This window comes from Flagellimonas cixiensis, assembly GCF_042134615.1.
GTDB lineage: Bacteria > Bacteroidota > Bacteroidia > Flavobacteriales > Flavobacteriaceae > Flagellimonas > Flagellimonas cixiensis.
On the sequence record NZ_CP169639.1, the window covers coordinates 2,923,194 to 2,945,413 of the forward strand.

19 protein-coding genes are annotated in these 22,220 nt (G+C 38.7%); 17 read left to right on the plus strand and 2 right to left on the minus strand.

Features of this window, described 5'->3' with window-relative positions; translation table 11 throughout:
- Positions 1 to 74: 74 nt before the first annotated feature.
- Positions 75 to 1,628 (minus strand): M28 family peptidase, encoded by a 1,554-nt coding sequence (locus ABT310_RS12945; protein ID WP_375324306.1) that lies wholly within the window; start codon positions 1,626 to 1,628, stop codon positions 75 to 77.
- A gap of 135 nt (positions 1,629 to 1,763) precedes the next feature.
- On the opposite strand from ABT310_RS12945, the gene ABT310_RS12950 reads away from it, so the two are divergent.
- Positions 1,764 to 3,020, plus strand: a complete 1,257-nt coding sequence (locus ABT310_RS12950; protein ID WP_375324307.1) for an NAD(P)/FAD-dependent oxidoreductase — start codon at positions 1,764 to 1,766, stop codon at positions 3,018 to 3,020.
- Positions 3,021 to 3,102: 82 nt separating this feature from the next.
- A complete protein-coding gene (locus ABT310_RS12955; RefSeq protein ID WP_375324308.1) occupies positions 3,103 to 4,032 on the plus strand; it encodes a hypothetical protein in 930 nt (309 codons plus the stop codon).
- A 16-nt stretch (positions 4,033 to 4,048) separates the two neighbouring features.
- Here the strand turns inward: ABT310_RS12955 and ABT310_RS12960 are convergent, their stop codons facing one another.
- Positions 4,049 to 4,693 (minus strand): alpha/beta hydrolase, encoded by a 645-nt coding sequence (locus tag ABT310_RS12960; RefSeq protein WP_375324309.1) that lies wholly within the window; start codon positions 4,691 to 4,693, stop codon positions 4,049 to 4,051.
- Positions 4,694 to 4,755: 62 nt separating this feature from the next.
- Here ABT310_RS12960 and ABT310_RS12965 point away from each other — a divergent pair, with 62 nt between their 5' ends.
- From ABT310_RS12965 to ABT310_RS13035, 15 genes are all read left to right on the plus strand, one after another.
- Positions 4,756 to 5,178: a PaaI family thioesterase gene (locus tag ABT310_RS12965; RefSeq protein ID WP_375324310.1), complete on the plus strand. Its 423-nt coding sequence runs from the start codon at positions 4,756 to 4,758 to the stop codon at positions 5,176 to 5,178.
- Positions 5,159 to 6,220 (plus strand): chorismate-binding protein, encoded by a 1,062-nt coding sequence (locus ABT310_RS12970; RefSeq protein WP_375324311.1) that lies wholly within the window; start codon positions 5,159 to 5,161, stop codon positions 6,218 to 6,220. The genes ABT310_RS12965 and ABT310_RS12970 overlap by 20 nt, the downstream gene beginning before the upstream one ends.
- Positions 6,221 to 6,274: 54 nt before the next feature.
- On the plus strand, positions 6,275 to 8,011 hold the full coding sequence (gene menD, locus ABT310_RS12975; RefSeq protein WP_375324312.1) for a 2-succinyl-5-enolpyruvyl-6-hydroxy-3-cyclohexene-1-carboxylic-acid synthase: 1,737 nt from the start codon (positions 6,275 to 6,277) through the stop codon (positions 8,009 to 8,011).
- A gap of 33 nt (positions 8,012 to 8,044) precedes the next feature.
- Positions 8,045 to 8,386, plus strand: a complete 342-nt coding sequence (locus tag ABT310_RS12980; protein ID WP_375324313.1) for a DUF2853 family protein — start codon at positions 8,045 to 8,047, stop codon at positions 8,384 to 8,386.
- An 81-nt stretch (positions 8,387 to 8,467) separates the two neighbouring features.
- On the plus strand, positions 8,468 to 9,298 hold the full coding sequence (locus ABT310_RS12985) for a S1 RNA-binding domain-containing protein (RefSeq protein ID WP_375324314.1): 831 nt from the start codon (positions 8,468 to 8,470) through the stop codon (positions 9,296 to 9,298).
- Between the two features lie 137 nt (positions 9,299 to 9,435).
- Positions 9,436 to 10,035 (plus strand): SPOR domain-containing protein, encoded by a 600-nt coding sequence (locus tag ABT310_RS12990; protein WP_375324315.1) that lies wholly within the window; start codon positions 9,436 to 9,438, stop codon positions 10,033 to 10,035.
- A gap of 2 nt (positions 10,036 to 10,037) precedes the next feature.
- Entirely contained in the window at positions 10,038 to 10,946 is a 909-nt protein-coding gene (locus tag ABT310_RS12995) for a 1,4-dihydroxy-2-naphthoate polyprenyltransferase (protein WP_375324316.1), read from the plus strand.
- Positions 10,947 to 10,979: 33 nt separating this feature from the next.
- Positions 10,980 to 11,735 carry a LytR/AlgR family response regulator transcription factor gene (locus ABT310_RS13000; RefSeq protein ID WP_375324317.1) on the plus strand — a complete coding sequence of 252 codons (756 nt, stop codon included), beginning with the start codon at positions 10,980 to 10,982 and terminating at the stop codon, positions 11,733 to 11,735.
- A 538-nt stretch (positions 11,736 to 12,273) separates the two neighbouring features.
- A complete protein-coding gene (locus ABT310_RS13005; protein WP_375324318.1) occupies positions 12,274 to 14,235 on the plus strand; it encodes a sensor histidine kinase in 1,962 nt (653 codons plus the stop codon).
- Positions 14,236 to 14,288: 53 nt separating this feature from the next.
- Entirely contained in the window at positions 14,289 to 15,341 is a 1,053-nt protein-coding gene (locus tag ABT310_RS13010) for an o-succinylbenzoate synthase (RefSeq protein ID WP_375324319.1), read from the plus strand.
- Positions 15,332 to 16,270: a lysostaphin resistance A-like protein gene (locus tag ABT310_RS13015; protein WP_375324320.1), complete on the plus strand. Its 939-nt coding sequence runs from the start codon at positions 15,332 to 15,334 to the stop codon at positions 16,268 to 16,270. Before ABT310_RS13010 ends, ABT310_RS13015 begins: the two co-directional genes overlap by 10 nt.
- Positions 16,248 to 17,318 carry an AMP-binding protein gene (locus ABT310_RS13020; protein WP_375324321.1) on the plus strand — a complete coding sequence of 357 codons (1,071 nt, stop codon included), beginning with the start codon at positions 16,248 to 16,250 and terminating at the stop codon, positions 17,316 to 17,318. The genes ABT310_RS13015 and ABT310_RS13020 overlap by 23 nt, the downstream gene beginning before the upstream one ends.
- A gap of 31 nt (positions 17,319 to 17,349) precedes the next feature.
- Positions 17,350 to 18,699 (plus strand): M24 family metallopeptidase, encoded by a 1,350-nt coding sequence (locus ABT310_RS13025; protein WP_375324322.1) that lies wholly within the window; start codon positions 17,350 to 17,352, stop codon positions 18,697 to 18,699.
- A gap of 40 nt (positions 18,700 to 18,739) precedes the next feature.
- The gene (locus ABT310_RS13030) at positions 18,740 to 20,470 is read left to right on the plus strand and encodes a carboxypeptidase-like regulatory domain-containing protein (RefSeq protein ID WP_375324323.1); all 1,731 of its coding nucleotides are present in this window, start codon (positions 18,740 to 18,742) and stop codon (positions 20,468 to 20,470) included.
- Between the two features lie 10 nt (positions 20,471 to 20,480).
- The gene (locus ABT310_RS13035) at positions 20,481 to 22,220 is read left to right on the plus strand and encodes a carboxypeptidase-like regulatory domain-containing protein (RefSeq protein ID WP_375324324.1); all 1,740 of its coding nucleotides are present in this window, start codon (positions 20,481 to 20,483) and stop codon (positions 22,218 to 22,220) included.

Below are 22,220 nucleotides of genomic sequence, written 5' to 3' on the forward strand. Positions count from 1 at the left end.
GGGATTTTTTTATGGAACAAACTAAAAAAAGGCCCTTTTTAAAGGGCCTTTTTATTTTCATTACCATCTAATTCTTAGTCTGTAGCTTTGTCTACAATCAATTTATCATCCTTATTGGCCACTTCCCATGCCGTGTAAAAAATTAAACGGGTACGGTTTTCCAAAAGATCGTAGTTGATTTTATCCGGAGTATCGCCTGGTCTATGATAATCTTCGTGAGTGCCATTAAAGTAAAAGATGATCGGAATATTGTTTTTGGCAAAGTTGTAGTGATCACTTCTGTAATAAAAACGGTTAGGGTCGTTTTCATCATTATAAGTGTAATCAAACTCTATGTTGGTATATTTTTTATTGATGTCTTCCGATAGCTCGTGCAATTCAGTACTCAATTTATCGGAACCAATTAGGTAAAGGTAATTTCTCTGCCCTTGATAATTCGGGTCAATTCTACCAATCATATCAATATTGAGGTCAACAACCGTGTTTTCCAATGGAAAAATGGGGTCAACATCGGTGTAGTATCGAGAACCCAACAATCCTTTTTCCTCGCCCGTTACATGCAAAAACACAATGGAACGTTTTGGGCCATTGCCTTCATCGGCCGCGTTTTTAAAAGCTTGAGCAATTTCTAAAAGGGCTACGGTTCCAGAACCATCATCGTCTGCGCCATTGTTGATTTGTCCATCGCCTGTAATTCCAATATGGTCTAGGTGAGAAGAAATAATCACATACTCGTCTGGTTTTTCCGAACCTTTTAAGACCGCGACAACATTTTCGGAGTTAATTTGATCATTGCCTGCAGTAATGTTTAAGTTTAAGTTCACGGGAACATTGGTGGCTACATTATCCGATTCAATATCACTTTTTATGGCAGTGGCGGCAATTTCATTCAAGTAAATAAGAATATTATCATTTCTATCCGAGGCCAATTGCATTCTACCACTGTTATTGTTTTTCATAAACTCAAAATACCCTCTAAATCTTGGAAAGGTCAGAGCATCATAGTAAAATACTCCTTTGGCTCCCTTGCTCAAGGCAATTTCTGTCTTTTTGCCCGTAGCTTCAGAAGCATTGCTCCAAATTGATTTTTCCATGGTACCTGTAAGCGGATAAATTCCATTTTCAACAGGCTCTCCAGCTTTGATCAATACAAATTTGTCTTTTACATCTATACCATTATAATCGGAATAATCACCTTCTTCAATGCCATAACCCACATAAACTATGCTATTTACCTCTCCTTTAGCCGCTGAAAAGGTTACAATGTTTTCACCTAGTTCTAAGGTAGTATTGTTGATGCTGATACTTCCCGTGGGAACCTTGGATACTTCTAAGGGCACATTTTGAAAATAATCCCCATTGCCTTGTGCTGCAGCGATTCCCATTTCCTCATAAAAGGATTTTAAATATTCTACAGCCTTTTTCTGGCCAGCTGTTCCTGTTTCCCTACCTTCAAATTCGTCGGAGGCATAGGTGTACAAATGCTCTTTTAAGTCATCCTCTGTTATAGTTTCACCGTAAGCAACGGGGTCTATTATTTTTGGAGCCTTAGGAGCCTCCGTAACTGTTTTCTGCGAAGAATTGCAGGCCAACATTAGCCCAACGGCCAATAGTACTAATTTTTTCATCTATTAAAATATTTTCAAAATCTTCCAAAAGTAGTCAAAAACTACCTAAAGAATTCGCAATTTATGCATTAACATTATCGTAGCCTTTATGTATCTTGGCGCCTCTTTTTAATTTCTATTGCAAAGGCTATAAAAATGGGGAAAAATAAAAGTGTTATCGTTGTTGGGGGAGGCATAGTTGGACTATCAACAGCTTATTTTTTACAGAAAGATGGACACGAGGTTACCGTATTGGATAAATCGGATATTACTTCGGGAGCTTCCTTTGTAAATGCTGGATATTTAACTCCAAGCCATATTATTTCGTTGGCATCGCCAGGCATGATCACCCAAGGATTGAAATATATGTTCAATTCTGCCAGTCCGTTTTATATGAAACCGAGATTGGACCCTGATTTTATCAAATGGGCGTGGTATTTTAAAAAATCGTCTACCAAAGAAAAAGTGGACATTGCAATGCCGGTTATTCGTGACATCAACTTATTAAGTCGCTCACTTTTTGAAGATATTCAGAAATCTGGTGAACTCGGTGATTTTGAGATAGGGGATAAAGGGCTTTTAATGATGTACCAAACGGATGCTGCACGCGACCACGAAATGGAAGTATTGCACAAAGCGGCTCCATTGGGATTGGAAGGAAAGGTTTTGAGTCTGGAAGAATTGAAAAAGTTGGAACCTAATGTGGAGTTGAATGCCAAAGGCGCCATCTTGTGGGAATGCGACCGACATACTACACCTCCCTTAATCATGAAAAGGATGCTGGAACATCTTGAAAAATCAGGCGTGATTATCAAAAAAAATGAAGCCGTTGTGGATGTTTCAACAAACAATGGAAAAATTAGTGAAGTAAAAACAGAAAAATCTACCTATACCGCTGACGAAATAGTTTTTGCCGCTGGTTCTTGGACCACTGGCATTGCCAAAAAATTAGGGGTAAAGGTTCCATTGCAAGCAGGAAAGGGCTATCGAATCAATATGGAAACCCCAACCAACATTTCCATGCCAGCCATATTAATGGAGAAGAAAATAGCGGTTACCCCAATGGAAGGGTTTACCCGATTTGCAGGGACCATGGAATTTTCAGGAATCAACCATACCATCCGTAAGGAGAGGGTTGAGGCCATTGCGGCAGGGGTGGAGGACTATTATCCAGGACTTCAAATTTCCGAACAAGATAAAAACAATGCCCAATGTGGATTACGCCCAGTTTCTCCTGATGGTCTACCTTATATAGGTAGGGTTGGGGCAATTGACAATCTAACTATCGCCACTGGTCATGCTATGATGGGGTGGAGTTTAGGACCTGCTACAGGTAAATTGGTCACTGAACTAATTTCTGGAAAAAAATTATCCATGGACATTACTCCATTTCATCCAGAACGCAAGTTTTAAGAATAGTTTTCATAAAGTAAAATAAGGCATGGTATGTGCAATAAATTTTTGGTCGGCCTTATTAAAAGGCTAATTTTGCAGCATGAAAAAACACTACGCCATATTTTTTCTTTTTACTGTCTTTGCCAACCTAATAAGTTGGTCCCAAGAGGTTCAGATTTTCAAGGTCGGTGATTTTGGTCTTGTGGGCAAGGTGAAATCTTGCTTGGTGATCACCGATTATGGTCGTGAACTTTTTGAATTCAATGAAGATGGTATTTTAACCAAGACCGTAACCCAGTACAACGAGCTTGACCAGGACATTACATATTATAAATATGAGGGAGAAGAGTTGGTGGAAAAAAGAATGGAGAGTTACAAGAACAACACCTTGGACGAGTCCACTTCCATGGCCAATTTCTATGAGATTGATACGGTTCCCAACCGAAGAATCTTGGAGAAAATAATCTCCTACGACAAGCAATTTCTGGAGCAACAAGAATATCAGTACGATGAGGAAGGTAAACTAGTGCGTATGGTTTCTTCCAATACCGAGGGCGTAGATGAGACCACTTTTGTGTATGCCAATGTTAAGAACGAAACCACAGTAAGCACTTTTACCAATGGCATCTTGGAAAAATCTGTTCGGACCTCTGAAAAAAACGGTCCAAAAGGAAAACTAAAGGTGGTATTGACCAAAGAATACATCGATGGGGAACCTAATCGAGCCACAGAAGAGGTGTTCAACGCAAATAACAAATTGGTGACGTACGAAGATTTCATATACGACATCAATGAAAAGGAATTTGTTTCCCAGCAGAAACAATATTATCATTATTCCAATAATGTGTTGAGCAAGGTGGTGACCAAAACATTGAATACAGAAGCTACCGAAGAATATATTTTTCAGTTTGATAGCCATAAACCTAGCAACTGGGTAAAACAGATCGTTACACCTAAAAACGATTACACCACAAGAGTCATTAAATATTACGAGGAAACTGAATCTACAGATCAGGCCAATAAAAAGTAAACGTATTGGTTAGCGATTACATTAATCCTTCTATGATTTCAGGTTTAACTTCATGTTTGCCTTCAAAAGTGATGACCTGTGCTTTACCTTGAAACAAGTTTTCATATTTTACATGTTCCGTCTCCAACCGTTCTGTAGTTAGGAATTCGTCGTTGTTCCCATAAATTATTTTGATTTCTGTTTGAGCATAATCCAAAAACTCAAAATCTTTTTGGGTAAGCTCGTTCGGAATGCCCCCAGCATACAGCACCACTAATTTGCAGTTCATTTTACGTTGGGCTAACCATCGGGCGGCGACTGAAACTCCTTGAGAGAAGCCAAATAAGATAAGATTGACATTTTCAGGAATGGATTCTGCATTAAGAACCGCATCAATATAACTGAGTATATTTTTTATTTCGGAGGATGTGTTTTCTTTTGTCAACCAACTTGCACCCACATATTTAAACTCATTTTTTAAATAGTATTTGGAGGGCGCTTGAGGAACAATGATATAGTTTTCTTCAGGATGTAATCCATTAAAATATTTTACAAAATACCGACTCAAATACCCATATCCATGAAAAACCAACCACACATTTTTTGTTTTCGGGCTTAACTGGTTCTGGGTCAGGTAGGTATTTTCTGTGGTATAGGTTACGGTCTTTTCGGAGTTGGGCATGATTGGGGTTACCTATTTAATTATTGCAAATGCTTTGTGTAATTTTACAAAAAAGTAAAAGGATGAACGAGCACAAAGAAAAAATTCTGTCCGTTTGCAACGAAATATGCAAGAATACCCTGATGGAGACGTTGGACATTAAATTTATAGATGTTGGAGAGAATTTTCTGTTGGCCCAAATGCCCGTGACCCCAAAAGTGCACCAACCCGATGGTGTTTTGCATGGTGGAGCTTCGGTGGCATTGGCCGAAAGTGTAGGGAGTGCAGCATCTTATATTTTTTTGGATGGAAAGGAGTTTTTTGTGAGGGGTATCGAAATTGCGGCTAATCATGTAAAATCCATCAAGGAAGGTTTTGTTTATGCCAAGGCATCCATTTTGCACAAAGGCAGAACCACTCAACTTTGGGAAATAAAAATCACCGACGGTGAAGGCCAACTGATTTCCAACTGTAAATTGACTACCATTGCATTGCCCAGAAAGTAAGCCATCACAAGAGCTTTTTCATAAAATTGAGGAAAGTTATAAAAATCACTTACCCTTTGTGGTGTATCGAAAACCTCAAGAAACTAAACTCACTGCCGTTCTTCAACAAACCAAGGACTTACATTTTGTAAAGGATTTTACAGAGCGTGGATTTGTTTTTGCTCCTTTTGCATCGGAAGATGGACTGGTTTTGATTCAACCAGATACAGTTTGGGAGACCGAAGCTAATTTTAAAAACAGTCTTGAAAATACATCAATTGCACCAAATGAAGGTGACGGAGCATCTCATGTTCAATTGGTGGAAAAAGGCATTCAAGAGATTCAAAAGGGAAACCTAAAAAAGGTAGTGCTTTCACGAAAAATAGAAGTTCAAATTGCTAAAGACCCGACCACTATTTTTAAATCCCTTTTAGGGAAATACCCCAATGCCTTTTGCTATTTGTTTTATCATCCCAAGGTAGGAACTTGGTGCGGAGCCACACCAGAAACATTGGTAAAGTTAAAGGAGAATCAATTATTCACGGTCTCTTTGGCGGCCACCTTGCCTTATAAAGTAAATGTAGAACCAGAATGGGGCCGTAAAGAGGTGGAGGAGCAACAAATGGTTTCCGATTACATTAAAGGCCAGCTTAGTCCATTTATGGACCATTTGGATATTAGCAAAGCTAAATCCGTTAGAGCCGGAAACTTATGGCACCTACAATCTGAGGTAAAGGGAACTTTTTACGCCAATATTAATTTGAAGGAAGTGATTTCGGCTTTGCATCCGACCCCTGCAGTCTGCGGCATTCCTACCAAGGAAGCACAAAAATTCATTTTGAAGAACGAAAATTACCAGCGAAGCTACTATACTGGATTTTTGGGGGAAATCAATTTGAACAAACCTCAAGAAGTATCACTTTATGTGAATTTGAGGTGTATGCAACTTACTGCTTCCACGGCATCCATTTTTGTAGGAGGAGGAATCACAGGGGCATCCAATCCAAAATTAGAATGGGAGGAAACCCAAAACAAGAGTAAGACCATGCTCAATATCCTCTAAAATCCTGATTGGGAATTTAGGGGAATCCCATTCAAGGATGTATTTTTGTAGTCCATGATGTACTCAGATATTCCAGCGGCACAAACCTTGGTTTTATATTTTAAATCAAAGGGGGTTAAAAATATTGTAATTGCGCCAGGGTCCAGAAATGCTCCACTGACCATAAGTTTTACCAAAAATTCTTTTTTTAATTGTTTTAGCATTGTCGATGAGCGTTGCGCTGCCTTTTTTGCCATGGGAATGGCCCAGCAGTTGCAAGAGCCTGTTGCGGTGATTTGTTCTTCGGGAAGTGCTCTTTTAAATTTTTATCCTGCGGTGGCCGAGGCTTTTTACAGCGATATTCCGTTGATTTTGGTTTCGGCCGATAGACCCAGCTATGGTATCGATATCGGTGATGGACAAACCATTCGACAGGAAAATGTGCTGGAAAAGCATATTGGATATGCTGCCAACCTAAAGCAAGATATATCCCATGCGGCCCACAAAGTGGCAAAATTTGGAAAAGAACTTTTAATAGATTCCCAGGAGGATATTCAATCCCATAATGAACAGGAATTGGCAAAGGCATTGTCAGTTGCCTTTAATGAAAATTCGCCAGTACATATCAATATTCCTTTTGAAGAGCCTTTGTACGGTAGGATAGAGCAGCCGTCGATTACCCTACAAGATGAGGAAGCTTTGGATGTGGAGCCGTTTGAACTTGAAGATTTGGACGGGTTAAAAGAGATTTGGCAAAACACCGCCAAGAAAATGGTCTTGGTGGGGGTGAATCAACCTAATGCGATTGAGGCGAACATTTTGAAGGCATTGGCAGGAGATGACAGTGTTTTGTTGTTTACAGAAACGACTTCCAACCTACATCATCCAGAGTTTTTTGAAAGTATTGACAGTATCATTGCGCCTATTGAAAAATCGGAGGATAGGGATAACTTGTTCAAAGATTTACAGCCCGAGCTATTGCTCACCTTTGGTGGTTTGATAGTTTCCAAAAAGATAAAAGCTTTTTTGAGGGAATATCAACCCCAAAACCATTGGCACATCGACACAAAAAAAGCTTACGATACATTTTTCTGTTTGAATAGGCACATCAAGCAAGATCCGAATGCCTTTTTAAAATCGATTGTTACGGGCATGAGCGTATCGAGCACCTACAAATCCCATTGGAAAAATGTCAAGGCCAATTATGAGCAAAAACGAGAAACGTATGTAAAGCAGGTACCGTTTTCAGATTTTACTGTGTTTGAGCAAATCATAAAAACCATACCCAAAGGATACCAAGTTCATTTGGCCAACAGTTCTACTGTGCGTTATGCGCAATTGTTCCCAATGAATGCTACATTAAAGGTGTTTTGCAATCGAGGAACAAGTGGAATCGATGGCAGTACTTCTACCGCAGTGGGAGCTTCAATCCATAGTTCTGACCCTACTTTGCTCCTTACAGGCGACTTGAGTTTCTTTTATGACAGCAATGGATTGTGGAATCGATATATTAAGTCCGATTTCCGAATCATTCTTATCAATAATCAGGGTGGGGGAATTTTTAGGATTCTTCCCGGAAAAGAAGACACCGAAGAATTCGAGACCTTTTTTGAGACCCATCATCAATTTACCGGGGAATATTTAGCAAAGATGTATGGTTTTGAGCATCAGCAGGTAAATAATGAAATTGATTTGGAAGTACGTCTTCAAAACTTTTATGAAGCCTCCGAAAAGCCTAAAATTTTGGAAATTTCGACGCCAAGAACACTGAACAATAAAATTTTGCTTGGCTATTTCGATTTCATATCTTAGACGGCAACTATAAAAAAAGAACATTAATCGAATATGAGCAAGAGAGACGAATTGATTGTAAAATACGCGGAGGATATTAAAAATAAATTTGGAGTTACTCCAGATATGGATTTTTTAACCAAAGTAGCTGTTGGTTTGGGGCCTTCAATTTATAACTTGGATGCTTCCAAGGTTTCAGGCTCCGATGAAAAGGAACTGGAAACAGTAAAGAATAATTTCTTGATGAAAAAATTGGGCTTGGATGATAGTCCCGAACTAATGGATGCCATCAACGAAGTTATTGTAAAATACGGCACATCAGAAAAGAATAAACATCGCGCGGTCATTTATTATATGTTGGCCAAGCATTTTAAAAAAGAATCGGTTTACAATTAAGATTACACAAATCCGATAAAGAAGCTGTCCACACTGAGGGCAGCTTTTTTTATACCCACAATTTAAACATACCTTTGTCTTATGATAGAATTGGGAAATTATAACACCCTTAAAGTGCTCAGGAGCACTAGTGTTGGGCTTTTTTTGGGAGATGATGAAGAAACGGAGATTTTGCTTCCCAATAAATATGTGCCCGAAGATTTTAAAATCGATGCAGAGCTGGAGGTGTTCTGTTATTTGGACAATAATGAAAGGCCCATTGCCACTACTTTAAAACCCAAAATAATCCGAAATGGTTTTGCCTATTTGGAAGTTAAGGAAGTGGGAACTTACGGGGCGTTTTTGGATTGGGGTTTGGAAAAACAATTACTGGTTCCCTTTAGGGAACAAACCCTACGAATGGAAGAGGGAAAAAAGTATGTGGTCCATTGTTATATGGATGAAGAAAGCATGCGTTTGACAGGCTCTGGTAAAGTGGACAAATTTCTCTCCAATGAAGATGTCGATTATGAGGTAAATGCGGCGGTTGATATTTTGGTGCAAAGAAAAACGCCGCTTGGCTGGGAAGTAATTGTAGACAACAGACACAAAGGGCTAATTTTTGATAGTGACATTTATCAACCAATTTCAGTAGGCAACCAATTAAAAGGCTACGTTAAAAATGTTAGGGACGATAAAAAGATAGATATATCGCTGCAACCCATCGGAGCCAAGATGTTGGAACCCACCGCCAAAATAATTTTTGAGGAACTGGAAAAAAACAATGGCTTTTTGCCCCTACACGATAAATCTTCTCCCGATGAGATAAAATCTAAGCTACACTTAAGCAAAAAAGCATTTAAAAAGGGAGTGGGTATTTTGTACCGACAACGCAAGATCAATATACAGGATGATGGGATTTATTTGTTGTAACCATCTCTTTTTGTGTTAAATGTTTCAAACCGATTAGTTTTTTTCTTTAAACAAAAATTTTACATTTGTAGGTATACGGATTAACATATTGGTGCTATGCCCTTGGTATAGCTAATAATTTATAACTCCCTCACCATATGCCTTTTATTGAAGAAAGTGATTTATTGGACCTTCATAAGGATATAGATAAGGCCCAGATTATTAACGAACGTCTGCTAGACCAAATCAAATACAAGAATAAAGACCTTAAAAAGTTAAAGCTTCAACGTAACGTACTTTTAAGTTTTGTGGGCCTATTTGTTATTGGAGCCTTGGCCATAACTTCGTTCACGGCTGGGTTGAGCAGTAAGCAATCCTTTGAAAACCAAAACAATGTTTTGGTATCCATCGATAGTTTGGATGTCATTAAAGCCCGTTTGGATAATCTAAGAAGCCAAAACGAAGAATTAAGTTTGGTGAAGGAATTTTATTTGGCCAAAGAATTTTTGGACAAGAAAAAGATTTACTCCGTTCAGGTTAAATCGTTTGTGGATAACAACGTAACCTTGGCCTCCGAGGCATTAACCAACACGCTTTTTGTTAAGACCAATCCTTTCTATGCCTATTCATTGGGCAATTTTGAAACTTTGGAAGAAGCCCAAAAATTTAGAAAACAATTGGTGCAAATGGGTTTTGAAGATGCTTTTGTGGCATCTTACCAAGATGGAAAACGAATACAAATAGAAGACCCCTTTTAGTATTGGCAAACACTAAGGCTTGGATTCAAGCTGCAAGACTCCGCACATTACCACTTTCCTTATCCGGGATTATTGTAGGTACCGCATTGGCCATGATGCATGGTCAGTTTGATGTGACCATTTTTATCTTAGCCTTGCTGACCACCGTTGGTTTTCAAGTAACATCCAATTTTGCCAATGATTATGGCGATGGTGTAAAGGGAACCGATAACGAAGATAGGATTGGTCCGGCAAGGGCATTGCAAAGTGGTTCTATTACTCGTGCTGATTTAAAAAAAGGAATTATCATCTCGATAATAATAAGCATGGTTTTAGCGGTTGCTTTAATTTATAAAGCTTTCGGACTTGAGAATCTTCTTTATATTATCATCTTCTTTATTTTGGGCCTTTTAAGTATTTGGGCGGCCATAAAATACACCATGGGTTCCAATCCTTATGGCTATAAAGGTATGGGAGATTTGTTCGTTTTCCTTTTCTTCGGCTTATTGGGTGTTCTGGGTAGTATGTTCTTATTTACAAAAAGTCTGCATGCCACGGCTTGGCTGCCGGCCATTGCCATTGGTTTGTTGTGTGTAGGAGTGCTAAACCTTAACAACCTTAGGGATGTGGTATCCGATAAAAAACACGGAAAAAATACTTTGGTAGTGAAAATGGGTTTTCAAAATGGGAAGCGCTATCATTTTATTTTGATTGGTTTCGCCTTTGTTTGTATGTTGACTTTTCTATTTTTAGAACACCTAGATTGGCCGCAATCCTTCTTTATGCTGGCTTTTATTCCGTTGTTGATTCATTTGCGAAAGGTAATGGTGACCCAAGAACCTGGCTTGCTGGATGGTGAGCTTAAAAAATTGGCATTAAGTACTTTTTTATTGGCAATTCTCTTCCTAATTTCAGTTAATATTTTTTTGTAAATTTGGTTCACAACCATATAAACTATAAAGGACTTGGAACAACCAATTAAGATTTTAATCGTTGAGGATAATGTTATCATCGCTGATGATATGCAATCCATGCTGGAGGAGATAGGCTATGAAATTGTAGACAATGTAATTGTGTACGAGCAAGCCGTAGATGTATTGAAAAACAATCATGTAGACCTGGTCCTTATTGATATTATCCTAGCTTCGGATAAAACCGGTATCGATTTAGGAAAACATATTAGGGACACTTACAACATCCCTTTCATTTTTGTAACATCCAACTCCGATAGAGCAACTGTAGAGAATGCCAAAACCGTTAAACCAGATGGTTATTTGGTAAAACCTTTTGAGCAACAAGATTTGTACACATCCATTGAAATTGCACTTTCAAATTTTAATTATGCCAAAAAAGGAAACGACAAGGCCGCTGCCGAAGATGCTGCCGATGGTATCGCATCCAACTCTGTTTTAAAGGATTCCATTTTTGTAAAAAAACAACATCTGTATTATAGAATTCAATTTTCTGATATTCAATTCATCAAGGCAGATAATGTGTATTTGGAGGTAAATACGGTCGATAAGAAATTCTTAGTGCGTTCCCCTTTAAAGGATTATTTGGAAAAATTACCACAGAATAAGTTCTACCGTGCGCACAAATCATACATCGTAAACGTAGATCATATCGATGCGATTAACTCCAAGGATATTATGATAAACAATAACCTTATCCCGATTTCAAAGGATTTTAAGGAGTTTATCCTTTCATCGATGAACAGTTAATATCGCAAGTCATAGACTAAAGTACAAGTGCCTTTCGAGGCACTTTTTTTTTGCCTAAAAACTGTTTAGCTATAGAAAACCACAACTTTTGGACGGTTCACAACAATATTTTTCATCCTAGACCAAAGCCACGTACTTTAGCAGTGTTAATGATTCAGAAAGTAATTTTTTCATTTTCATATAGTGTTCTCGTAAAAGGGTCTTGTTGGTAAAAAGCAGGGCCTTTTTCAATTTATAGACATTTGGCAGTTGGCAAACTCCATGAAAAGCACAAAACATCGATAAACTACCACTTCACATACATCTAAATACTTTTCACAACAGAAATCGACAGTTTCACAACAATACCGGGCAACTCGTTCCTATTGGATTTAATTTTGAGGACAAACTAACGTTCTTTATATACCCCATACTTTGTTTTCGGCATTATTTTAGGTCTTTGAAAACAGTAACATTATTGGGGCTATAAAGGAAATGGGCACAATAACTATATAGGGCACAAGAATCTATGATTTTGCGCGCTGTATCAATTTAATTAATGGGACGTTACGTAAGACTTTTATTCACCGCTATATTTTTTGTTTTTCTGTGCAATGCTTCAGCTCAGTCCATTTTGGACGACGAACAAAGTGTGCTTAAAGAATTTCAGGATGCCAACTTACCTGCTGATAGGTTCGAGGTGTTTTTTAATTCAATAAACAGATACAACATTAATTCACCTTACGATTGGTTGGATACCATTAAAATATATCGAACCAATGCCGAAAAAACCAATGACACTTCAGCAATACGCTTGTACTTGGTAATGGAGGCACAGCTCTACAACGACCTTGGTGAATTTGATAAAAGCACTGCGGTCGCCAAAGAACTATATGACTTAAAGGACACCTTGGATATGGATTCCCGCAACAAGGTGCTCAACGTATTGGATAACAATTACGCCAATCTTCAGCTGTACGATAAACAAATTGAAATTCGACAAGAAAAACGCGAATTAGGAATAACCGAAAACGTAGCATTCTACGATATTTATAGCAATTTGGGTCTATATATGGAAGCTTGGCAGCAATATGCCACCGAAGTTAGACCTACCATAGCCGACAACGATTCGTACGGATTGGCCAAATACCATAGTAAATTGGGCAACTTCCTTAGATTGGATGATTCTGCGCCCACAGCACTACGAGAGCTCAACAAAGCCAAAGGATATTTAAATGTGTACAACAACGATATTTCCATTCAAAAAAATGAGGATGATATTTTTGAAGCGGAATTGTTGGAAGCAAAAATAGATGGAGGAATTGCCAAGTGCCATGTGGTCATGGGCGAACTCGAGGAGGCCATTCCATTATTGGAAAAAAGTATTGAAGTTTTAAAAGCCTCACCAAATAATAACGATCAGAGTGAAGTAGTGGAGAATACCTTGTTCCTGGCAGAAGCCAATTTAAAAATGGACAAGAATAGTACCGCCAAGCGAATTTTAGATACTGAATTTGACAACATCAGTATTTTACAGACCATTAAAAAGAACAGTTTGTTGGCCATTTATTACGACAAGATTGAGAATTATCAAAACGCCACCAACTACTACAAAAGAAACGAAAGAATCAAAGATTCTTTGGCAGCAAAACAATCCAATATCATTAAACAACAATTGGTGACCATAGTGGCCAATGAAGATTTAATCAATAAACAGCGCATGCTCGATGAACAAAAGCGCGATATGGAGTTGATCAGAAGCGATATGAAGGCCAAGGAGGAGCGCAGCAACTTGGTATTTGTGTCCTTGATTTTTACTTTGATGGGATTTGCTGGCTTGGTGTATGCCTACCTAAAAAGTATAAAAAACCAACGCTTGATTGAGGAGCAAAAATACATTATTGAAAACGCTTTAATTGAGAAAGATTCCTTGCTGAAGGAAATCCATCATAGGGTAAAGAACAACCTTCAAATGGTATCCAGTCTATTGAGTCTTCAAACCAAAAATACACGCAGCAAAGCAGCTATTGAAGCTTTGGAAGAAGGGAAGAGCAGGGTGAAGGCCATGGCGTTGATTCACCAAAAGCTGTATCAAAATGATGACCTTTCCGTGATAGAAATGCAAGGTTATATCGAAAGTTTGATCAACAGTGTACAGTCCGTTTATAAAAAAGGAGGGCACAACATCAGTATTACCATTGATGCCGAAGGCACTGAATTGGATATTGACCGAGCCATTCCTTTTGGGTTGATATTGAACGAATTGGTTTCCAATTCCTTCAAATATGCATTTCCAGAAAACGACGAAAATGGAAAAATCTATATCCATTTGCGCAAAAATGGGGATCAAGGCTATTTTGAATATACCGATAATGGGGTTGGACTACCAGAAGATACGGACGAACGTTCCAACTCATCCATGGGAATACGCCTAATGAATAGATTGGTGAACCAGTTGCAATCCAAATTGAACATCGATAAACAAACCGAAGGAGTTCGTTTCTGGTTTAATTTCAGTTGATCTATATTATCTTGCTTCAGGATTGAATTTATCGTTAAATTTGAATCCACCCCATGAAAGCAAGCTACAAAAAGTACATTCTCGATTTTAAAGTTCCCAGTGGTACCTCGCGGGGAGTGCTCACCCAAAAAGAAACCTGGTTTGTAATCCTTAAAAACCAAGATAAGATTGGAATAGGGGAGTGCGGTATATTACGTGGTTTGAGTGTTGACGATGTTCCCGATTACGAACAAAAATTGAAATGGACATGTGAAAACATTCAATTGGGAAAAGAAGCATTACTTAAAGAATTAAAGGCTTTTCCCTCCATTCAATTTGGTTTGGAGCAGGCCTTTCTGTCGTTAAATGCACCTGATCTTTTTGAATTGTTTCCGTCAGATTTTACCAAAAAACAAGCTCCGATTCCCATTAATGGGTTGATTTGGATGGGCGCTTCAACCTATATGTTGAAACAGTTGGAACAAAAACTAAAAGATGGATTCCAATGCATTAAAATGAAAATTGGAGCCATCGATTTTGAAAGTGAAATCGCTATTCTACAATCCATTCGAGATAATTTTTCTCCTGAAGAAATAGAACTTCGCGTTGATGCCAACGGAGCCTTTACTCCCGAAGAGGCCTTGCAAAAATTGGAATGTTTGGCACAATTTAAAATTCATTCGATAGAACAACCTATAAAGGCTGGACAATGGGAGCAAATGGCCCAACTTTGCCATGAAACACCCTTGCCCATTGCATTGGATGAGGAGTTGATTGGCATTTTTGATGTAACGAAAAAAGTAGAGTTGCTACAAACCATACAACCGCAATACATTATTTTAAAGCCAAGTTTGGTGGGCGGGTACCAAGGTAGTCAAGAATGGATTTCCGTGGCCAAAGAACAAAATATAGGTTGGTGGATCACCAGCGCATTGGAAAGCAATATTGGCTTAAACGCTATTGCGCAGTGGACATATACCTTGGATAGCACCATGCCCCAAGGTCTGGGCACAGGAAGTTTATATACCAATAATATAGAAAGCCCATTAGAGGTTGAAAAAGGCGCTATTTTTTATAACAAGTCCCAAAAATGGGATAAAGAAATAATTGAAAATATATGTACATAGAACAAGGGTATAAAGGCAACATAGGCCTTTGGAAGTATTTGTTTTTGCCATTGGGCTTTATTGGTTTTATGGTGGTCAACTATATCATGACCATAAATTCGCCGATAAATACAGAAGATGCCATGCAACAGATCATCGACCAATTGGGCTCTAATGTGGTGCTTATTATTCTATTGGCACCTTTGGTGGTCGGATTTTTTGTGGTATTGGGTTGGACCTTATTGATCCATCAGCAATCCATTACCTCGTTGACCACTTCCAGAAAGAAAATCGATTGGAAACGAATATTTTTCGCCTTTGGACTTTGGGGTGGCATCACCATTATTTTAACTGGGATAGATATTTATTTTTCTCCGGAGGATTATGTTCTCAACTTTAACCTTACCAAGTTTATTCCTTTAGCCATTATTGCAATTTTGTTGATTCCATTGCAAACCAGTTTCGAGGAATACCTTTTTCGTGGACATATGATGCAAGGTATTGGACTTATGGCCAAAAACCGTTGGGTACCTTTGGTACTTACCTCTACACTTTTCGGTTTGATGCACTTAGCAAATCCTGAAGTGGAAAGACTTGGTCACGGAATTCTTATTTATTACATCGGAACAGGTTTCTTTTTGGGTATTTTAACCTTGATGGATGAAGGCTTGGAATTGGCACTCGGGTTTCACGCAGCCAATAATTTAATTACCGCTTTGTTGGTCACTGCCGATTGGACAGCATTTCAAACGAATTCAATTTATAAAGATGTGTCCGAACCCGTTTTGGGCTGGGATGTTTTGATTCCCGTTTTTGTGGTTTATCCGATTTTGCTGCTTATTTTCTCCAAAAAATACGGCTGGAAAAATTGGAAAGACAGACTTTTTGGAAAGGTTTTGTCAAAAGAGGAATTTGTGGCAATATCAAATGAAGCATCCGACTTGGCATAATATTCATCCTGATTTTAAGTTCAATGGAGCTTCTTTTACCAAAGGAGCATTGATTGAAAAAGGGAATTCATTGGTCAAACATGGTGAAGATTTTCAAGTCCAAATAGGGCAATTTTTATTGGATTGGCTTTCGGATGAGTCAACTGTGGAGGTTTCCACTTCGGGCTCGACAGGTACGCCCAAAATGATAAAATTGAAAAAGAACCATATGTTCAATTCAGCCTTGGCCACAGGAGATTATTTTAAATTGGAACCCAAACAAAAGGCACTTTTGTGTCTCCCTTGCACAGGAATTGCCGGTAAAATGATGTTGGTCCGCGCTATGGTTTCGGGGCTGCATTTAGATGCAGTGGAACCTGCTTCGAAACCTTTAAAAGAAGATAAAATCTATGATTTTGTGGCCATGGTACCCTTGCAGGTGCAAAACTCCATCAGCCAATTATCCCAAATTAAAACATTGATTATTGGTGGAGCTCCAGTCGACACAAAGCTTCGGGACAAATTACAGGGTAGTCCTGTTCAAGCATTTGAAACCTATGGGATGACCGAAACTATTACCCATATTGCCGTTAAAAAAATCAACCAACAACCCTCGGATTATTTTGAAATACTTTCAGGAGTTCAAATTGAAACGGATGAAAGAGGCTGTCTGGTAATAGATGCACCGAAAATTTCAGATGCTAAGGTGGTGACCAACGATTTGGTGGAAATTAAGAATGACACCCAGTTTAGATGGTTAGGTCGATACGATTCCATCATCAATTCTGGTGGTATCAAATTGTTTCCCGAAAAAATAGAAAAAGAAATAGCACCATTAATAGCTGTTCGCTTTTTTGTGGCAGGCCTGCCAGATGAAAGTTTGGGTCAAAAACTGGTACTGGTGATGGAGGGAGAACCACAAAATGAGCATGAACTGCTTCAATCTATTAAGGCATTGGCGACTATTTCCAAATATGAAGTGCCCAAACAGGTTTACTTTGTAAAAACCTTTGAAGAAACTGTCACTCAAAAAATCAATAGAACCAAAACACTCAATCGAATTACGTAAATTTATAAGCTTCAAACCAAAAATAACCCTCATGCGAAAAACCATCCAACTTTTATTATTTGTAGCACCTTTCATTGCTTTATCACAACAAATCCTGCCCGAAGTGGAACGGGCCCGAGTTGTGGACGAAATTTTGGAAGAACGTTTTAATGTTTTGCTGCCCCAATTGATGGATGATGCTGAAATTGATATGTGGATAGTGATTTCTAGGGAATACAATGAGGACCCAATTATAAGGACCATGCTTCCAGCTACATGGTTGAATGCCCGAAGACGTACCATTCTTCTATTTTATAGGGATAAATCGAAAAACACAATCGATAAATTGGCCGTAGCGCGTTACAATGTTGGGAAAAGTATTGTATCGGCTTGGGACAAAGAAAAGGAACCTGATCAATGGAAAAGACTCATGGAATTGATTTCGGAAAGAAATCCCAAAACCATTGGACTTAACTTTTCAGAAGACCACAATATTGCAGACGGACTCGATAAAACGGATTACGATGCCTTCATGGCCAATCTTCCTGGTAAATTCAAGAATAAAGTAGTTTCCGCAGAGCAATTGGGGGTACGTTGGATTGAAACCAGAACACCTCGTGAAATGGCCATTTTTGCCCAATTGACCGATATTACCCACGATATTGTGGCCGAAGCTTTTTCGGAAAAAGTAATCACTCCAGGTATCACCACAACCGATGATGTGGTTTGGTGGATGCGTCAAAAAGTGACTGATTTGGGATTGGAAACATGGTTTCACCCAACTGTTGACATTCAGCGGAACCAAGAAGAGTTGGTAGACCATTTGAGCTCTTTTTCTGGAGAGGTGGATGTGGACAAAGTAATTATGCCCGGTGACTTGTTGCATTGCGATTTTGGAATCACCTATTTACGATTGAACACCGATTGTCAAGAAATGGCCTATGTACTCAAACCGGAAGAAACCGAAGCACCTTCCTTTTTAAACAATGCGTTGTACGATGGTAATCGTGTGCAGGATTTCTTGACCACGAATATGATCAAGGGGCGGGTAGGAAATGATATTTTGGCCAAGGCATTGCAAGGAGCCAAAGATGCAGGGCTCCGACCATCCATCTATACCCATCCATTGGGAACGTATGGACACTCGGCTGGAACCACTATCGGAATGTGGGATGCTCAAGATGGTGTAATGAAAGATGATGGTGAAAATTATCCTTTGAACCCAAATACCTGTTATGCTATTGAGTTGAATGCCACCGTAAATATTCCGGAATGGAACCGTGATGTGCGCATTATGCTCGAAGAGCCCGGTTTTTATGGTGAGGACGGTTTTCGATACATCAATGGTAGGCAAACGGAATTATTGTTAATACCAAGACAAAAAGCACAATTGGGCAACTGATTTTTTGTAAATTTAGTAACCATCTAATATTCATCACATTATGAGGTTACTATTTTTTGTTGGCTTTATCATTCTATTTTCTGGACTATCTTTTGGTCAAAACACGATAACAGGTCGTATTACTGACGGAAAATCTTCTTTGCCCAATGTGAAGGTTTATAATCTAACTTCTGGTGCACAAATTAGTTCAGATACTCAAGGAACGTATCGAATCCAAGCAAAACCTAGGGAAGAGCTCCAATTTACCTATATGGGTATGGATACCGTTTCAATTATTGTGGAGGATGTTACCCGAATCCTAAATGTAAAAATGGACTTGAAGATTGAGGAATTGGATGAAGTGGAACTGGTCAGTGAAGTGGGAAGGAACAAACAGCGAATTTTAGAGCAACAATATGCCACCAACAAAAATTTGATTCGTACTGCCTTTGGAATAATTGATAAAGAGACCTTTGCGGGAAGACTGCCCATTCTTACCAACAAGGACATGATCAGCAACCACTATAATTTTGGAATGTATCTGATTGGAAAATTTGCGGGAACTAAAGTCATTCTTAACCGAGATTATACCTTTCAAGTGTATTCAAGAGGCATGGGTTCCATCATGGCTCAACAACCCATGATTTACGATATTGACAGTCAAATTTTCACGGAAGGGCCTTCATGGTTAGATCCAAATAATATTGAGCGCGTGGCACTTATGCCAGGCATTATGGCTACCGCAAAATACGGTACCATTGGTGCAGGAGGTGTGATTGTTGTAAATACTAAAAATGGCACTTACAAGGCAAATCCAAAGGAGCCCTACGATTATGCAAAACTTCGCAACAACTATATAAAAGGAGGTGTAGTTCAAAATGGAAAGGGAGCTTCCTTACCACAATATTTAATTGACCTTCAAAACAGTGAATCGTTTGAGGCCGCAAAGGCTGTTTATAATGAAAAAGGACAGGTGTATGTGAATCATCCGAACTTTTTATTGGATGCCTATGTCCATTTTTTTGAGGACAGGGGAGAAGTAGAATTTGCAGATTCCATTTTAGAGCGATTAGTTGAAGTAACAGATAAAAACCCTGTGATGTTAAAGGCTTTGGCCTATGTATTGGAAAATGAAGACAGACCTAAAGAGGCACATGAAATCTATAAGAAAGTTTACAAACTAAGACCCGATTATGCCCAAAGCTATATCGATTTGGCCAATAGCTACCGTAATTTGGATATGCCCGAATCGGCTACTTCATTATTTGCCAGACATTCTTATTTATTGGATGAAGGAATGCTGCAAAATGATTCGTTGAACTTGGCTACGCTCATGCAGCGAGAAATTGACAATCTCTTTTTATTGGAGAACAGTTCCATGAAAATTCATAAACGAAAGAAAACGGAACAAGATTTTTACAGCACGAGATTGGTTTTTGAATGGAGTGATTCAGAAGCGGAGTTTGACTTACAATTTGTAAATCCCGAAAATCAATATTTTAATTGGAAGCACAGTTTAGCAGAAATGCCAGAGCGTATTCGTTCGGAGAAAAGATTGGGCTTCTCCATGGCCGATTTTTTATTGGATGATGAATTGGCCGGTGTGTGGAAAATAAATGTGACCTATTTAGGGAACAAACAATTATCTCCTACATATCTTAAAGCTACCATTTACAAGAATTACGGCAGTAAAATCCAGAGCAAGGAGGTAAAAGTTTTTAAACTGAGCACAAAGGGAGTAAACCAACAACTTTTTGATTTAAGACTGCCATCAAGGGTCGCCAACAATTGATATCTGATTTATGAATAACTATGGATTGCCCCTTTTTTTGCTATGGGCTTGCACTAGTGCAATCGCCCAAGTTAAATCAATTGAAGGGCGAATTACCAATATGGGAGCTCCTTTATCAGGAGTGCACGTTATCAACCTTTCTTCAGAAGAAAAGGTATTTTCCAATTCAGATGGATTCTATAAAATCTTAGCAGAACCTAAAGAAGAGCTTCAATTTACCTACATGGGAATGGATACTGTTTCCATTATCATTGAAGATGTGACCAAAATCCTGAACATTTCCATGCGTTTGCGTACGGAACAATTGGAAGAAGTGGTGGTATCCAAAAAAGTTGATAAGCAAAAGGAATTGGGCATGGACTATTTTTCCGACCCAACTATTGTAAATTCTTTCTTCGGATATTTAAGTCCAAATACAGTGGCTTACCAGCTAAAGGTGATCGATGGTTCCGAATTTACTGTCGGTGCCGATATTCTAGATGCCATTGCAAGCAGACGATCTGGGATTCGAGTGAAAACCGTTTTAAAGGGAGGGATTCCAACAAAAGTATTGTATATGCGAGGAATGGGCTCCATCAGTAATCCAATACCAGCCATATATGAAGTAGATGGACAAGTGTTACAAGACCCGCCCGTTTGGATTGATTTGGCCATGGTGCTCCGAGTGGGTATCATCCCAGGGATTCAAGCAGTGGTTCGATATGGCCCAACAGCGAGTGGTGGTGTTGTAATCATTAACACAAAAGCTGGAGTTCATGGTTTGCGTGAGAATAACAGCAACAAGTTATACGATCAGGCAAGGTTGCGCAGCAATTTTGTTACTGGTAAAATCATTTCAAATAAAGATATAAAAGAGGGGTTTCCCGCTTATATGCAAGAAATGTATGAGTCTACATCAATAGAAGAAAGCCTTGATGTTTATCAAAAGTTTGAGAAACAATTTTCAAACATTCCGCACTTTTATTTAGATACCTACACCTTGCTCTTTGATAAACATGGAGCTTCAATTGCAGATAAAATTATTGCAGAAAATTTTGGAGTATTCGATAGCAATGCAAATTGGTTAAAATCGTTGGCATTCACCTACGAATCACAAAACCGTTTTAAAAAAGCGCACGAAGTTTATAAAAGAATTTACCGGCTAAGACCAGATTACGCTCAAAGTTTTATCGATTTGGCCAATAGTTACCGTAATTTGGACATGCCCGAATCGGCTAATGCTTTATTGGCTCGCCACTCCTTTTTATTGGATGAAGGAATGCTAGCCTCCGATTCTTTGCATCTTGGAGATATGATGCAACGTGAGATTGACAATTTAAATGTTGAAGGGAAGCTTGCAACCTCAAACGGAACCACAACGTCACAAGAGGAATATACTACCCGATTGGTTTTTGAGTGGAACGATTCCGAAGCGGAATTTGATTTGCAGTTTGTAAATCCAAACAATCAATACTTTAATTGGAAGCATAGCTTGGTCGAAATGCCCGATCGTATCCGCTCCGAAAAACAATTAGGTTTTTCCATGGCCGATTTTTTATTGGACGATCAATTACCCGGTATTTGGAAGGTAAACTCCACCTATTTAGGTAACAAGCAACTCACACCAACCTATTTAAAAGCGACCATTTATAAAAACTATGGCAGTAAATTTCAAACCAAAGAAATAAAAGTATTCCGTTTAGGTGTAAAAGAAGTGAATCAACAATTGTTCACCTTCCCAATAACTTCAAGTCTAGTACAAAGCAAATAA

Coding starts and splice junctions, on each gene's coding strand:
- ABT310_RS12945 (WP_375324306.1), bottom strand. CDS start 1,628: ATGAAAAAATTAGTACTATTGGCCGTTGGGCTAATGTTGGCCTGCAAT.
- ABT310_RS12950 (WP_375324307.1), top strand. CDS start 1,764: ATGGGGAAAAATAAAAGTGTTATCGTTGTTGGGGGAGGCATAGTTGGA.
- ABT310_RS12955 (WP_375324308.1), top strand. CDS start 3,103: ATGAAAAAACACTACGCCATATTTTTTCTTTTTACTGTCTTTGCCAAC.
- ABT310_RS12960 (WP_375324309.1), bottom strand. CDS start 4,693: ATGCCCAACTCCGAAAAGACCGTAACCTATACCACAGAAAATACCTAC.
- ABT310_RS12965 (WP_375324310.1), top strand. CDS start 4,756: ATGAACGAGCACAAAGAAAAAATTCTGTCCGTTTGCAACGAAATATGC.
- menD (WP_375324312.1), top strand. CDS start 6,275: ATGATGTACTCAGATATTCCAGCGGCACAAACCTTGGTTTTATATTTT.
- ABT310_RS12980 (WP_375324313.1), top strand. CDS start 8,045: ATGAGCAAGAGAGACGAATTGATTGTAAAATACGCGGAGGATATTAAA.
- ABT310_RS12985 (WP_375324314.1), top strand. CDS start 8,468: ATGATAGAATTGGGAAATTATAACACCCTTAAAGTGCTCAGGAGCACT.
- ABT310_RS12990 (WP_375324315.1), top strand. CDS start 9,436: ATGCCTTTTATTGAAGAAAGTGATTTATTGGACCTTCATAAGGATATA.
- ABT310_RS13005 (WP_375324318.1), top strand. CDS start 12,274: ATGGGACGTTACGTAAGACTTTTATTCACCGCTATATTTTTTGTTTTT.
- ABT310_RS13010 (WP_375324319.1), top strand. CDS start 14,289: ATGAAAGCAAGCTACAAAAAGTACATTCTCGATTTTAAAGTTCCCAGT.
- ABT310_RS13015 (WP_375324320.1), top strand. CDS start 15,332: ATGTACATAGAACAAGGGTATAAAGGCAACATAGGCCTTTGGAAGTAT.
- ABT310_RS13020 (WP_375324321.1), top strand. CDS start 16,248: ATGAAGCATCCGACTTGGCATAATATTCATCCTGATTTTAAGTTCAAT.
- ABT310_RS13025 (WP_375324322.1), top strand. CDS start 17,350: ATGCGAAAAACCATCCAACTTTTATTATTTGTAGCACCTTTCATTGCT.
- ABT310_RS13030 (WP_375324323.1), top strand. CDS start 18,740: ATGAGGTTACTATTTTTTGTTGGCTTTATCATTCTATTTTCTGGACTA.
- ABT310_RS13035 (WP_375324324.1), top strand. CDS start 20,481: ATGAATAACTATGGATTGCCCCTTTTTTTGCTATGGGCTTGCACTAGT.